The following is a 14,845-nucleotide window of genomic DNA, read 5'->3' as shown; positions in this document are numbered from 1 at the left end:
TTACCCTAACGCTCTTAACACATCTTCAATCTTGCGCTGATGCGACAATACCCCATAATTCATCCAGGCCATAAAATCCACCTCATATACACAACGATTACGAACAGCGGGCAGATTGCGCCAAAGCGGTGTATCCAACAGCTCCCGTCCTTCTCCTTCCTGTCGATCAAAGGTAATGAACAAATGATCTGCAGTGAGGCTCGCAAGCTCTTCTCTTGTTAGGCTCACCCGCTTCTGTCCACGAGTCAACTTCGGAACCAAGGCATGGGGCTGCAAACCTAAATCATGATGGAGTACGCTACCTGTATAACCCAATTGCCCGCATCCGTAGAGATTGATTCCGTAGGAAGATATTCTAAGGCATGCTACAGTCTGCCCTTGGACAGAACGGTTTAGCTCTCGTCTAGCTTGCTGCGCCCGATGCTCATAATTGCCGATCACTTCCTGGACACGATCCGTTCTGCCAAAGACGGCTGCTGCGGAAAATAACGTGGCCCGCCAATCCTCTTGATGAAAAGGCAGCTTGAACAACGGAGCAATTTGGCTGCACTCATCCAGGTGCCAACGCTGAAAGCCATCATCCAGCAGGATCAGTTCGGGCATGTACTGGGAGAGCTCCTGCCAATCGCCAGTCGAAATATCAACCGCAGGCACATCGAGGAGGGACAGATACTCTTGCTTCCCCCACTGAGCGTGAGAATATTGCGCCACCGGTGTAATATCCAGAGCCAGCAGGTAGTCTTCCAGAAAAGGAGCGAACACCCGCAGCCCTTCCTGATGGAAGCTTCTGTATTGGCCGGGCGTAACGCCCACCGATCTTTTGAAACGCCGGTTAAAATAATACTCATTGCTATACCCTACAGATAACGCGATATCATGCATACGGTCATTCGTAAGCAGCAACTGCTGCTGCGCCCTTTCAATACGAAGTCCGTTCAAATGCTCTAAGGGAATCCGCCCTGTCACTTCTTTAAAAATCTGTGTGTAGCGTGCACGTGTAATGCCTGCCACTTCAGCTAATTGATCGACGGTTATGGCGTGATTGTAGTGTTCCTGCATATAGCGGATGGAACGCTGTACCGCCTCATGGGCTCCTTTCATCTGGATGACAGAGGAATTTGCCCGCATGATCAGCAGCAGTAACTCTTGAAAGCGGGTATGGCCTGCGAACCATTCAATCTCTTCCGTACTTCTGCGACTATGATAGATAGCCTCCAGCAGTAATGCACATTGTGAAAAAGGTCTGCAGCTTAGCGGGCCGGACTGGAGAATTCCTTCTTTAGTCCCCTTTTCCATTCCACTCTGCCTGCTTCCCCCCGTTTCGATGACTTCAAACGTAAGCCTATAGAAGCTAAGTCCTCGCTCCTCGGCATTGATTTTGCTTATTAGCCCAGGTTCGAACAAGAACCCGACACCTTTTTCCAGAGGAAAACGCTTCTCCTCGGCTTCTAACCATCCCTGTCCTTCCGATACAATGATCAGGGTATGATTTTGAAACACTAAGGTCTGTCCGTTCACCGATAAGGATTGGGCTTCTATGTTAATCAAGCTATAGAATAGCCTCTTTTTATTGCTGTCTTGTAAATCTTCTGCCATTCTAGCGCCCTCCAATTGAGAACCATTTTCATTCACTTTACTATAGTTTAGAATAAAAAAGAAGGTCTATCAACTATGCTGATAGACCTTCTTTATGCTATTCCTTACGACGGCTGCCGTTTTATTTCACCATAGCTTTCAGCAAGTCATCAAGCTTCATCGAATTGGCTGTGATGGCACCAGTCTGCCAGTGGGAACGTTCCATTCTATAAACATTCCCGTTCTTCACCGCCGGCAAGCTCTTCCACAACGGGCCATCAAGGATTTGAGTCGCTTCCTGATTCCCTTCAGTATCCCAGCCCCCGTTGTCAGGGAACACAATGATATGATCCGCTTCGAGCTGAGGGATAAGCTCTTCGGAGATAATAGATTGATATTCGGTCATTTCTGCCGCCATAGGCACAGGTGTCAGGCCAAATTGAGAATAAATTACACCGGTGAAACGGTTTTTAACACCGAATAGAGCAAAGGTTTTATCCGCTACGTTGAGCCGGATCACTGCTACTTTTTCCTGACCTAGGGCCTGTTGCAGCTTAGCTTTCCCCTCTGCCACTTTCTGATCGTACGCTGCAAGAACAGATTCCGCCTTCTCCGGAATACCGAGCGCATCTGCAATAGCCGTAAGCACTTGTCTTGAGTCTTGCAACACCGCCTCAGGTAGACGATAGGTTGGTGCTATCTTGGAATATTGTTCATATTTCGCCGCATCCGCACCTCCATCCACAATAATCAAGTCAGGGTCTTTTTCCAGCAACACTTCCATACTACCGGTAATATCAAATTCTGGTACATCAAGATTTAAATAATCCTGTTTGCCCCAGCTTGGATGATACCACTGCACCACCGGGGTAATGCCCAATGCCTTCAAATAATCTTCAACATAGATCCCGGCTACCCGTTGCGGTTTAACTGGAATTTCAACATCCCCGAATTCCCCGGCAATAGTCCGAGTTGCACCCTCTTCTGCGGCATTTCCATTTCCTTCAGTTGGTGCGCTAGTGCTCGCTGAGGTAGATTCCTCTGCATTCTGTGTCTTAGCAACGTTTTCTTTCGCAGTATTGTTATTCGTTCCGCATGCTGCCAGCGCAGTTATTGCCATTATAAGTACCGCTGCCCATAAAAACTTCTGACCCCATCTTGCCATTGATCCCTTCACTCCTATGCTTTATTGTCATTGATTATCATTCTCAATAACCTTTATCACAATAGTAGCATGACTTTCATAGCTTTCAATGCACTTTCTCCGCAAAAAACTTATACAAACTATTTCTAGTTGTTCTGCTCTATCATTATTCGGTAGGATTCTTCTTCTATTAAAAATATGTCATCCTTTATTAATTTAATCGCAAAATTTCTTATTTTACGATTGATTTATACGATGCTTTCGCTTACAATAAACTCATAAACGCGCGTTTATGAAAAGAGGGGAAACATGCGCAGCGAAGATATTGCTAAGTTGGCCGGGGTTTCCCGAAGTACGGTATCCCGCGTGATCAACAACTATTCCAATGTTCCTGAAGAAACCCGGGCCAAAGTGCTGCGGGTGATTGAGCAACATCAGTACGAACCGAACAGCTTTGCACGGGCTCTGGCCGGTAAGAAAACCGATACCATCGGATTGTTCGCCATCAGTATGAACGAGAAAGAGAACACTACCCGAATTTATCAGAACAATTACTTTGCACCATTCGTCGATGCCGTAGTCGACACGTCGAATGCCCGCGGATGTTACGTTCTGATTCATACGGTATACTCTCCGGACGATTTTCTGAAGGTAAAACAAGCTTTTCTGCAAAAACGGATTGACGGTGGTATAATTGTCGGCACTCAGAAGGATATTAATATCGTCCGCGAAATGGTGGGACTCGATTCTCCGCTAGTACTGATTGATTATGATATCTCAGAGATTATGTCGGAGCATCTTGACCGCAATCATTTGGCCATTGTGAATTCCAAAGATTACGAGGGCACCACAGAAGTGATTGAACATTTAATCTCCTTAGGCCATCAAGAGATCGGCATCATCTGTGGGCAAATGAATACGTACTCTGGTCGAGAACGCTACACGGCCTATGAGGACACGCTGAAAAAACATGGTCTGCCTATGAATGAAAAGTTTATTCTTAAGGGTGATTTTCTGAAAGAGACGGCTTATGAAGAGGTCAAGAAGCTGCTTGCTTCTGGTGAACCTTTGCCGACTGCCTTTTTCTCTTCCAACGATGACATGGCTATTTCAGCGATGGAAGCGTTCTCCGAACATGGAATCATTGTCCCTGAGGATATCTCCATTGCGGGTTTCGATGACATTCAGCTGGCATCCCGTATTCAGCCTAAGCTGACCTCTGTACGCTTGCCGATTTATGAAATGTCCAAGGCTGCAGTGGAAAAAGTAATCGAGCTGTGTGATTCACAGCAGCCGACTTTCAGCACGATCAGCTTTCCAGCTCGTTTAGTGGAGAGAGATTCCTGTCAACCGCCGAAGAAGTAGCACAGATTCATCATTCACTGAAGAATACATATTTTTCTGTGGAGCTGCTATCATTGGGTCTCGAAATCACTGCCTAATACTATCTTTTAGAAACAACGGAAAGAATCCCTTCCCTCGAGGGAATTTTTCCTGAAACTTATAAACGCGCGTTCACAATCGAAAGGAGACTTTCTCACATGAAATTCGGTACCTTTGACGACACTCGTAAAGAGTATGTAATTAACACACCAAAAACACCTTACCCTTGGATTAACTACCTTGGTAATGAACAATTTTTCGGACTTATTTCTAATACTGCTGGTGGCTATACCTTCTATAGAGACGCTCGTCTCAGAAGATTGACCCGTTACCGTTACAACAATATCCCAATGGATGCTGGCGGCCGTTACTACTATCTTTATGATGATGGTGATTTCTGGACTCCAGGCTGGATGCCAGTAAAACGTGATCTGGACTTCTACGAATGCCGTCACGGTCTTGGCTACACCTCCATTACTGGTGAACGCAACGGTATCTCTGTAAACCAGCTTGCTTTTGTACCTATGGGTCATAACGCTGAAGTACATCGTCTTGTAGTGAAAAACACGGGTTCCGCGAAGAAATCCGTTAAACTGTTCTCTTTTGCAGAGTTCTGTCTTTGGAATGCACAAGATGATATGACTAACTTCCAACGCAATCTCAGCACTGGTGAGGTTGAAGTGAAGGGTTCTGTTATCTATCACAAAACAGAATACCGTGAGCGCAGAAACCACTACGCTTTCTACTCTGTTAACAAAGAAATCGCCGGCTTTGATACTGACCGCGAAGCTTTCGTAGGGATGTACAATGGTCTGGAAAGCCCGCAAGCTGTTGCTGCAGGTGAACCAACTAACTCGGTAGCGAGCGGCTGGTCCCCTATCGGATCGCACGCCCTGAACATTACTCTGGAGCCGGGCGAAGAGCAAAGCTTCATCTTTGTCCTTGGTTACATTGAAAACCCAGAAGAAGACAAATGGGAATCTCTGAACGTAATCAACAAAAAACCAGCAGAGGCTATGATCGAGCAATTTGCTACAGACGCTCAAGTGGATGCTGCTTTGGCTGCACTGGCTGCACACTGGGATAACCTGTTGTCCAAATATCAAATCCAAAGTGGCGACGACAAGTTGAACCGTATGGTTAACATCTGGAATCCATATCAATGTATGGTTACCTTCAACATGTCCCGTTCCGCTTCTTACTTTGAATCCGGTATTGGCCGTGGTATGGGCTTCCGCGATTCTAACCAAGACTTGCTCGGATTTGTGCACCAAATTCCTGAACGTGCTAAAGAACGTATTCTCGATATCGCCGCTACACAATTTGAAGACGGCAGTGCCTATCACCAATACCAGCCGCTCACCAAAAAAGGTAACAATGAAGTCGGTACCGGCTTTAATGATGACCCGCTTTGGTTGATCCTCGGCACAGCTGCTTACATCAAAGAAACTGGCGACACATCGATTCTTGATGAGCAGGTTCCTTTTGACAGCAATCCGGATAACACAGCTACTCTGTTTGAGCACTTGAAACGCTCCTTCGAGCATGTAACTAACAATCTCGGACCTCACGGCTTGCCGCTGATCGGTCGTGCAGACTGGAATGACTGCTTGAACCTGAACTGCTTCTCTACAGAACCAGGCGAATCTTTCCAAACTACTGCCAACATCGAAGGCCGCGTAGCGGAATCCGTATTTATCGCGGGTCTGTTCGTCTTCGTTGGACCGGACTATGCAGAAATCTGCCGGATGCGCGGACTTAATGACGTAGCTACGGATGCAGAAGCTAAGATTGACAACATGCGTGAAATCACACTCACTCACGGTTTCGATGGTGACTGGTTCCTGCGCGCTTATGACCACTATGGCGACAAGATCGGTTCCAAAGAAAACGAAGAAGGTAAAATCTTCATCGAACCACAAGGTATCTGTGTTATGGCCGGTATCGGTGTGGAAGATGGTCAAGCTGAAAAAGCTCTGACTTCCGTGCAAGAGCATTTGGATACTAAATACGGTATCGTATTGCAACAGCCACCATATTCCAAGTACTATCTGAACCTGGGTGAAATTTCTACGTACCCTCCGGGCTACAAAGAAAATGCTGGTATTTTCTGCCACAATAACCCTTGGATCATGATCGCTGAAACTGTACTTGGACATGGCGACAGAGCGTTTGAAATTTACGCTAAAATTGCTCCTGCTTACTTGGAGGACATCAGTGAAATTCACCGTACTGAACCTTATGTATACTCGCAAATGATCGCAGGTAAAGATGCCGTTCGCCATGGGGAAGCTAAAAACTCCTGGTTAACTGGTACTGCTGCTTGGAACTATGTAGCGATTACACAATCTATCCTTGGTATTCAAGCGGACTTCAATGGTCTGAAGATCGATCCTTGTATTCCTACAGAGTGGGACAGCTTTGAAATCACCCGTGTCTTCCGTGGAGATACTTATGTGATTCAAATCAAGAACCCGAACCATGTATCCAAAGGTGTAGCTAGTCTTACCTTGGATGGCGCAGCTGTAGAAGGTAACATCATCACTCCTGTTGGAGACGGTGCTGTACACCAAGTAGTTGTAGAACTGGGTTAATACAAAAAAATCCGCTCACCGTTCGTTTGAACGATTGAGCGGATCGGATCTAAAATTAACAGTGGGATGCCCCCTGAAGGATTCAGGGGGCATCTTTTTTTTACCCTTCCACAATATCTGCTCTTAAATCACTCGCGACCTCAAGCATTCTAGGAATCACGGCTTCATTGGCGCCAGAAACATAAATATCGCCCTGATAATGTCTAAATGGGATTGTTGTATCACCATAGCTCCACATAAAGAAATCTCCCTCAATGGACATGGTAGTGGCACCTGTTACTGTAAAAACTGATGTATAGGTGAAATCAGGTTTGGATGCGAAATATTGCTTACACTCTTCTAAAGATAGGGTTGTTGCTGAATCTCCAGCATTCTGCATTGCTCTTGTCATCCGATAACGTTTACTCATTGTGATGCCTCCATTATTATCTGTAAAATGATCAGTTACCTTATCCAGATCAAATATAGCATACAATGAAGGGCAAATCCCATTCCATTTCTAAGTCGAAAATGTTAATATAGCCGTTTTTCATAGCTTTCTTTTAGTGATTTTGAGATATCCTCTGGAGTAACTCCAAGTTTACGGGCATGCTGCGCCAGTATTTTTGATGGATTAGGCAAGACTTCTTTCGCAAGCCAATGATCGTCATCCCACAAATGTGACCGCTTAAAGGCTTTTGCACAATGCATATAACATTCTTCTACTTCCACGCCAATTCCAATGATCGGGACTTTACCATGCGCTTCCATAGGTTTCAATATATCTTCATCCTTAACTATACTCGCGTGCCCATTTATTCTTAATGTTTCTTCAAGTCCGGGGATGATGAATATCAAACCGACTTTTGGGTTCTCAAGTATATTCCGCAAAGAATCAAACCGTCTATTCCCAGGGCGTTCAGGGATCACTAAATGTTTATCATCCAACACGTGAACAAAACCTTCTGCGTCCCCGCGCGGAGAGACATCACAAGCACCGGACGAACCGCTTGTAGCCATAAAAAGCATTGGAGATTTTGAGATATAATCACGGCAATGATGATCTATAACAGTTATGGTTTTGTTGTTAACCAATTCGCTTGGGTACCCAAATAAAGACCTTAGCTCTTCTTCTGACTCTATAACTTTTTCGAAAAAGTTTGACTTCATACTTCTCCCTCTCTCAACTTAATAAGCCCCAATGTTCTTATTTTTGCTCAAATATCCGCTTAATAATTGGGCGAAATTTTTTCTTGTTGATTCATCCGATAACTTCCCAAAAGTACCATACAGATTATCCCCATGATATCTTGGAAACACATGTAAATGATAATGCCATACATCTTGGCTGCCATCCGGCTCATTATGTTGTCTAGAAGAAACGCCATCACATTTATAAACTTCTTTAAGACCTTTAGCAATTTCAATTTCCAGCTCATGTATCCGGTTTGAGATCTCAACCTCCAATGTGTAAATATTCTCGATATGCTGATTAGGGATGATTAGAACATGCCCTTCATTATTCGGATACCAATGAGAAGCAATAAAAGCCGTTATGTAATGATCTTTATAAATAATATCCGCTTGCTTAGAATGCACATCTTCATTTTCAATGCCCGAAACCAACAAACAAAAGGGACAAGTATAACCCTCTGGAGCATGATTATAAATATAGCCCGCCTCCACTGTTATAGGATTTAAGAATATTTCTATGTTTCTTCTAATTTCGCCATTTCGCGTGTGTTCTCCTTTTTGCAAAAAGAAAAGGACAGACTGTAAATTACAGCTGTCCTCATCGGTAAATGTTGATAAACTACAGCCATTCCCGAGATCTATGTCTACCTATAACTTAAACGCTGGCTTCCGGAATCCATACCTTCATTTCACCACTGCCACGATTTCCCCATAAGTAATACGGAACCGCCTTAACTTTTACGGTTTGAACTGGTGCCTTGACTCTGCTGTAAAGCTCACCACTCCAGCCCTCTTTATCTACACGCAGCCCCTCTGCCTCGACAACAACAGCGCCGCCGAGCAACGTCTCATCAAAAGCCGCAGTAAGTTCACTGCCTTCTTTTAAAGAAATCGAGCTTAACGGCTCACCATTATCGATACTTTCAAGACAATACACAAGAGGTCCACGCTGAATCGTTACTTTTTGAGCATCAGCACGCAAACTTGGATGTGCGTAGATACGATGTGCCTCCATAGGGTCATGCACTTCGATTACATCTCCTGCTCTCCACAGTCTCCGGATAACGAGGTATCCCTGCTCGATGTTCTCAGCAGTATTCATTGCTTCACCGTTGACTCTGATCTCCATTCCTTGGCTCCAAGATGGAATCCGCAAGGCAATCCCAAACTCTGCTTCCGCTGCAGGATTAATCTTCAACGAGACTGTACCTTCCCATGGATAGTTACTCTCTTGCTGAATCGCAACATCTGTTCCACCCAGCTTTGTTGTCAGCTCACTCCCAATATACAAATTCGTATAGAGCGTATCACCATGGATCGTATAGATATATTGATTCAGCGAAGTCAGCAGACGCGCCACATTCGGAGGACAGCAAGCGCAGCCAAACCAGCCTTGACGCTCGGACTTCACATGATGTTTATCTGGGTTGCAGCTGCATGCCTTAGGCCATACTTCCAGTGGATTCACATAAAAATAGTGTTTACCATCCTGTGCCATTGAACCCAACACATTGTTATAAAGCGCCCGCTCCATGACGTCGGCATAACGTGCATCCGGCGATATTCTCAGCATCCGCTGTGCAAAAAAGATCAACCCAATAGATGCACAAGTCTCTGCATACACCGAATCGTTAGGCAGATCATAATCGAAGGTGAAAGCCTCACCCCGATGCGTAGATCCGATCCCGCCAGTAATGTACATTTGCTTAGTAGTGATGTTATTCCACAGTCTCTCGCATGCTTCGCGAAGGGTATCATCTCCCGTAAGTGCGGCTAGATCAGCCATGGCAGTATACATATAAACCGCACGCACAGCATGTCCTACAGCCACTTCCTGTTCTCTTACCGGAAGATGACTTTGGTAATATTTTAAATCTAAATTCTCCTTCTGACCTGTGAAAAAATTGATACTCCCCAGACTATCCCATTGTTGCTTTAAGAAATTCGGCTGTTGACCTCGCTCATTAATAAAAAAGCTGCTGAGCTTCAAATACCGCTCCTCACCTGTGAGCCGATACAGCTTCACGAGCGCAAGCTCAATCTCCTGATGGCCATCATATCCCCGCATTTTTCCTTCTTCCGGACCAAACACAGAATCGATATGATCAACCATTCGGCACATGATGTTGAGCAGTTTTCTTTTGCCTGTAGCCTCGTAATAAGAAACGGCTGCCTCAATGAAATGCCCAGCACAGTAAAGCTCGTGGCAATCGTTCAGATTAGTCCAGCGTTTGCCGGGTTCTTTTATCGTAAAATAAGTATTTAAGTACCCGTCTTCCTGCTGCGCTTCTCCAACGAGGTCAATCACTTCATCCGCTTGACGCTCCAGCTCAGGGTCACGTTTGATGCTTAAGGAATAACCTACGGCCTCCAGCCACTTGGCTACATCACTGTCTTGAAATACCCAGCCGTAAAATTCACCGTTCTTCCGGCCCGCAGCAATCTCAAAGTTAGCAATGGCATGACTGGGCTCAGCTCCCGCTGCTTTATCGTGCAATGCCTCGTATTGATACGGGATTACAACATCCTGAACCAGCTTTATATAACTTCCCCAGAAATCATCTTTAATGCTAACGGATTGATCTTTTACAACTTGCTGATCCTGGATCGTTTTATTCATCATCATCTTCCCCTTAGCCTTATTTTATACTCGCTAATTACAATTATAGAGCGTACAATAGATAAAAAATATAATCAGAATCAACCCCTTTTTTGTACTATTTCACACTCCTAATTCCAAGGACTATTTGAGCTCGGACTACGATAAAAAGAGAGGTAGAACACAGTGAGTCCTTCCTATGTACATTTCGCAGCGCCGCCTTTTCCATATTTTCTGGAATGCAATCACACTGTTTATCAACCCGGAGAGCAGCATCCAAATAGAAGCCATATCGGCTTATTTGATCTGATTATTGTAGAGCAAGGTTGCCTATTTATCGGTGAAGAGCATAATCAATGGGAGGTTGCGGCTGGGCATACGCTGCTTCTGCTGCCTGACCGCTATCATTATTCCGTTAAGTCTTGCGAGGAGCTGACTTCGTTTATTTGGATTCATTTTCATACCCTCGCAGATTGGTCAAGCTCTGATGGCGAGCCCGTGTATATCAACCGAGAGACACATTTCCGGCAGTTTCTTACTCATCCATATACCATTCGCATCCCGCAGTTTGGTCCCCTTCCTGATCCCTTTAAACGGAGTGGACAAGCTGAGAAGCTTTTACAGCTGTCCACTGGAAGACGTTCCAGTGCAGTTTGGGAGCAGCAAAGGATTTTTGAAGAAATGCTGCGGATGATGGATCTAGCGCAGCATGATACTTCAGAAAGTCATGCGGTAGAGATCGCCGAGAGGACAGAGACTTATATCCGCAATCATTATGCGGAGCCTCTCTCCAATGCCTCTTTAGCGGATGCGCTGCATTTTCATTATAACTACCTTGCCCGCTGCATGAAACGCGTATATGGACTGACTCCGATGGAGTATTTAACGGATTACCGTTTGGAACAGGCCAAGCTGCTTCTGCTTAAAACAGAGATGCCTATAGCTGCGATCGCAGAACGTATCGGTTTCGAGAGCACCGCCTACTTCTCGCGTCGCTTTACTCAGCAGATCGGAATCTCTCCGCTTCGCTTCCGCAAGCGGTATTCCCGATAACGGCAAAAACAGCATGTCTCATAATTGGAGGCGTGCTGTTTTCGTTGTTAATGCGGTGCGCTGCTGTAGCTTTCTTGTGTGCTGCTGGCTTTCTTCTGCGCTGCTGGCTTACGTGATCAGCTATGGATTAATTGGATGCGAGATGCGAAATGCTCCTCTAGATCGGAGAAACTTAAGTAACTATTATGATGGAGCAGTACTCCGCTTGGCACATTTCTTGTGTACCCGTGATCCGCCTAAATCCTTCTGCTGCTTCTTGCTCCTTGCTCCTTGCTTCTTGCTCCTTGCTCCTTGCTCCTTGCTCCTTGCTCCTTGCTCCTTGCTCCTTGCTCCTTGCTCCTTGCTCCTTGCTCCTTGCTCCTTGCTCCTTGCTCCTTGCTCCTTGCTCCTTGCTCCTTGCTCCTTGCTCCTTGCTCCTTGCTCCTTGCTCCTTGCTCCTTGCTCCTTGCTCCTTGCAATAATTTTACCAGTTTACCTTCCTAGGCGTGGCGCACTCATACTTATCATAGATCAACGGCGATCATGCGGCTCGACCCTCCAAAGCTTATCAGCAAGTAACTCACTGTATAGCCATCACACTACTCTCTGTATCCCCCGGAGACGCGTCTACTTAATCATCCATTCATAGCATTCCCCGTTGCGGACCGGATTGCAGCTATTTGTGATTTTCGATCCATTTTGCAGCAGTTTCGGACTGCATAGCTCTTATTGCTCATAATTTGCTCCAAATCGGGCTACATTTGTGGGAATAACTGCAACTGAGTCCGATAGTGTGACAAAACGAGCGGAATCATGGAAATAAGAGCAACTGAGTCCGAACAATTGCTAAAAAGAACACCGCCTGCCGAATTTGATCCTAATCGTGCTGCCCATTGTTTAAACTAGCTGTCTGGGGCTCAACCTAGCTACTCTGCGAGAAATTAGTTACCTGTTGTTCAAACTAGCCGCCTACGTCTCGAAATCAGCTACCTTTTGCTCGATCTTGATCGTATCGGAACGTATTGCAGCTATTTCAGCATATGGGTTCATTTTGCGAAGGTTTCGGACTGTATAGTTCTTATTGCCCTTGATTTGCGCAGAAAAAGAGCACATTTGAGCGAATAGCTGCAACTGCGTCCGATAGTGTGACAAAACGAGCGGAATCATGGAAATAAGAGCAACTGAGTCCGAACAGTTGCTGAAAAGAACGCCGCCTGCCAAATTTGCTCCTAAACGTGCTAGCCATTGTTTAAACTAGCTGTCTGGGGCTCAACCTAGCTACACTGTGCGGAATTAGTTACCGATGGCTTAACCTAGCTACTCCGTGCGCAGAATTTGTTACCAGTTGCACAACCTAGCTGTCTACGTCTCGAAATCAGCTACCTTTTGCTCGATCTTGATCGTATCGGACCCTATTGCACCTATTTGTGATTTTCGACCCATTTTGCGGCAGTTTCGGACTGTATGACTCTTATTGCCCTTGATTTGCGCAGAAAAAGAGCACATTTGAGCGAATAGCTGCAACTGCGTCCGATAGTGTGACAAAACGAGCGGAATCATGGAAATAAGAGCAACTGAGTCCGAACAGTTGCTGAAAAGATCGCCGCCTGCCAAATTTGCTCCTAAACGTGCTAGACATTGTTTAAACTAGCTGTCTGGGGCTCAACCTAGCTACACTGTGCGGAATTAGCTACCTATAGCTCAACCTATCTACACCACCGTGCGGAATTAGTTACCTGTGGCTTAACCTAGCTACTCTGCGAGAAATTAGTTACCTGTTTTTCAAACTAGCCTCCTACGTCTCGAAATCTGCTACCTTTTGCTAGAACTTGATCGTATCGTATCGGACCGTATTGCAGCTATTTCAGCATATGGGTTCATTTTGCGAAGGTTTCGGACTGTATAGTTCTTATTGCCCTTGATTTGCGCAGAAAAAGAGCACATTTGAGCGAATAGCTGCAACTGCGTCCGATAGTGTGACAAAACGAGCGGAATCATGGAAATAAGAGCAACTGAGTCCGAACAGTTGCTGAAAAGATCGCCGCCTGACAAATTTGCTCCTAAACGTGCTGCCCAGTGCTTAAACTAGCTGTCTAGGGCTCAACCTAGCTACACTGTGCAGAATTAGCTACCTATAGCTCAACCTATCTACTCCGTGTGCGTAATTAGCTACCTATGGCTTAACCTAGCTACTCCGTGCGGAATTAGTTACCTGTTACTCAACCTATCTACACCGTGCGGGATTAGTTACCGATGGCTCAACCTGCTACTACGTGCGGAATTAGTTACCTATGGCTTAACCTAGCTACTCCGTGCGCAGATTTTGTTACCTGTTGCACAACCTAGCTGTCTACGTCTCGAAATCAGCTACCTTTTGCTCGATCTTGATCGTATCGGACCCTATTGCACCTATTTGTGATTTCAGGCCCATTTTTCGGAAATTTCGGACTGTATAGCTCTTATTGCTCATAATTTGCCCGCAATCGGACCACATTTGTGGGAATAGCTGCAACTGGGTCCGTTAGCTCGAAAAAATACTTTGTATCTGCCTAATAGGGTCTTCTGGGTCCGCATGATTAGGCCCGAAATCAGTTTTTTTGCTTCACTGCAATTTTTTGGAAGTGACAAGCATATTTATAAGACATGCCTTTAATGTGGAGATGTTAAATATGCAGTCATTATTAAGATACGCGATCATCCTGATCGGAAGCTTGCTCATTGCAGCAGCAACTAATTTTTTTCTAGTCCCATATAAAATCCTAGATGGGGGAATAATAGGAATAGCCCTCATCATCAATTATTTATCCGATGCCAAAATCGGTATAGCTGTCCTTCTCTGCAGCTTTCCGATTTTCCTGTTAGCCTGGCTGAAGGAACGCGATATCTTTTTCAATAGTGTATTAGGTTTATTGACCTCATCGTTTCTGATTGAGCTTCTCGGTCCTTTGCAGTACCACTTTCTGTATTATTTTGAGTTCGGCTCCATTTCCAGCGCCATTATTGGCGGTTTTTTAATGGGAACGGGTCTTGGGCTTATGCTGCGGTTCAAAGCCAGTACAGGCGGAACGGATCTGCTTGCTCAATATATCAAAAGGTATCTCCCGCTTAACCTTGGACTCATCATTTTTTTGACAGATTTTATAATTATCGGCGCGGGAGGACTCCTGATTTCCAAAGAAACCTTCTTCCACTCCATCCTCACGATTATCGCTGGGGGTGTGGCCACAGGTCTCTGCACCTTGGAGACTGAAGAGAAATGGAAAAAAATATGAATATACACGATCATATGTTCGTATTATAATAATAAGAAAATCATCTACCGTATCTCTACCTCACCTGGAGAGT

General features: G+C 45.2%; 10 protein-coding genes. 4 read left to right on the top strand and 6 right to left on the bottom strand.

Annotated features, from left to right (window positions below):
• Entirely contained in the window at positions 1-1,596 is a 1,596-nt protein-coding gene (locus NST25_RS11815) for a helix-turn-helix domain-containing protein (protein ID WP_248548051.1), read from the bottom strand.
• A 121-nt stretch (positions 1,597-1,717) separates the two neighbouring features.
• Entirely contained in the window at positions 1,718-2,740 is a 1,023-nt protein-coding gene (locus tag NST25_RS11810) for an ABC transporter substrate-binding protein (protein WP_339190625.1), read from the bottom strand.
• 288 nt (positions 2,741-3,028) lie between these two features.
• Between NST25_RS11810 and NST25_RS11805 the strand changes: the two genes are divergently transcribed.
• Entirely contained in the window at positions 3,029-4,084 is a 1,056-nt protein-coding gene (locus NST25_RS11805) for a LacI family DNA-binding transcriptional regulator (protein WP_036685989.1), read from the top strand.
• 176 nt (positions 4,085-4,260) lie between these two features.
• Positions 4,261-6,696, top strand: a complete 2,436-nt coding sequence (locus NST25_RS11800) for a glycosyl transferase (RefSeq protein WP_036685988.1) — start codon at positions 4,261-4,263, stop codon at positions 6,694-6,696.
• A 100-nt stretch (positions 6,697-6,796) separates the two neighbouring features.
• Here the strand turns inward: NST25_RS11800 and NST25_RS11795 are convergent, their stop codons facing one another.
• The 4 genes from NST25_RS11795 to NST25_RS11780 all read right to left on the bottom strand — a co-directional run bounded on the left by NST25_RS11795 (position 6,797) and on the right by NST25_RS11780 (position 10,492).
• Positions 6,797-7,105 (bottom strand): hypothetical protein, encoded by a 309-nt coding sequence (locus tag NST25_RS11795; protein WP_076130570.1) that lies wholly within the window; start codon positions 7,103-7,105, stop codon positions 6,797-6,799.
• Positions 7,106-7,209: 104 nt separating this feature from the next.
• Positions 7,210-7,845 (bottom strand): pyridoxamine 5'-phosphate oxidase family protein, encoded by a 636-nt coding sequence (locus NST25_RS11790; RefSeq protein WP_076212728.1) that lies wholly within the window; start codon positions 7,843-7,845, stop codon positions 7,210-7,212.
• A gap of 18 nt (positions 7,846-7,863) precedes the next feature.
• A complete protein-coding gene (locus NST25_RS11785; protein WP_256721407.1) occupies positions 7,864-8,433 on the bottom strand; it encodes an HIT family protein in 570 nt (189 codons plus the stop codon).
• Positions 8,434-8,524: 91 nt separating this feature from the next.
• Positions 8,525-10,492 (bottom strand): beta-L-arabinofuranosidase domain-containing protein, encoded by a 1,968-nt coding sequence (locus NST25_RS11780; protein ID WP_340394394.1) that lies wholly within the window; start codon positions 10,490-10,492, stop codon positions 8,525-8,527.
• 162 nt (positions 10,493-10,654) lie between these two features.
• Between NST25_RS11780 and NST25_RS11775 the strand changes: the two genes are divergently transcribed.
• Both NST25_RS11775 and NST25_RS11770 read left to right on the top strand, forming a co-directional pair.
• Positions 10,655-11,521 carry an AraC family transcriptional regulator gene (locus NST25_RS11775; RefSeq protein ID WP_076183289.1) on the top strand — a complete coding sequence of 289 codons (867 nt, stop codon included), beginning with the start codon at positions 10,655-10,657 and terminating at the stop codon, positions 11,519-11,521.
• Between the two features lie 2,648 nt (positions 11,522-14,169).
• On the top strand, positions 14,170-14,772 hold the full coding sequence (locus tag NST25_RS11770) for a YitT family protein (RefSeq protein WP_038570150.1): 603 nt from the start codon (positions 14,170-14,172) through the stop codon (positions 14,770-14,772).
• Positions 14,773-14,845: the final 73 nt, after the last annotated feature.

The sequence above is a fragment of the Paenibacillus sp. FSL E2-0190 genome (genome assembly GCF_037992965.1).
Classification (GTDB): domain Bacteria; phylum Bacillota; class Bacilli; order Paenibacillales; family Paenibacillaceae; genus Paenibacillus_AQ; species Paenibacillus_AQ odorifer.
The sequence above is the reverse complement of the archived record's forward strand: the minus strand, read 5'-3'. Positions and strand labels throughout refer to the sequence as shown.

Excerpts from the sequence above, each read along its gene's own strand:
- NST25_RS11815 (WP_248548051.1), bottom strand. The coding sequence starts at position 1,596 with ATGGCAGAAGATTTACAAGACAGCAATAAAAAGAGGCTATTCTATAGC.
- NST25_RS11810 (WP_339190625.1), bottom strand. The coding sequence starts at position 2,740 with ATGGCAAGATGGGGTCAGAAGTTTTTATGGGCAGCGGTACTTATAATG.
- NST25_RS11805 (WP_036685989.1), top strand. The coding sequence starts at position 3,029 with ATGCGCAGCGAAGATATTGCTAAGTTGGCCGGGGTTTCCCGAAGTACG.
- NST25_RS11800 (WP_036685988.1), top strand. The coding sequence starts at position 4,261 with ATGAAATTCGGTACCTTTGACGACACTCGTAAAGAGTATGTAATTAAC.
- NST25_RS11795 (WP_076130570.1), bottom strand. The coding sequence starts at position 7,105 with ATGAGTAAACGTTATCGGATGACAAGAGCAATGCAGAATGCTGGAGAT.
- NST25_RS11790 (WP_076212728.1), bottom strand. The coding sequence starts at position 7,845 with ATGAAGTCAAACTTTTTCGAAAAAGTTATAGAGTCAGAAGAAGAGCTA.
- NST25_RS11780 (WP_340394394.1), bottom strand. The coding sequence starts at position 10,492 with ATGATGAATAAAACGATCCAGGATCAGCAAGTTGTAAAAGATCAATCC.
- NST25_RS11770 (WP_038570150.1), top strand. The coding sequence starts at position 14,170 with ATGCAGTCATTATTAAGATACGCGATCATCCTGATCGGAAGCTTGCTC.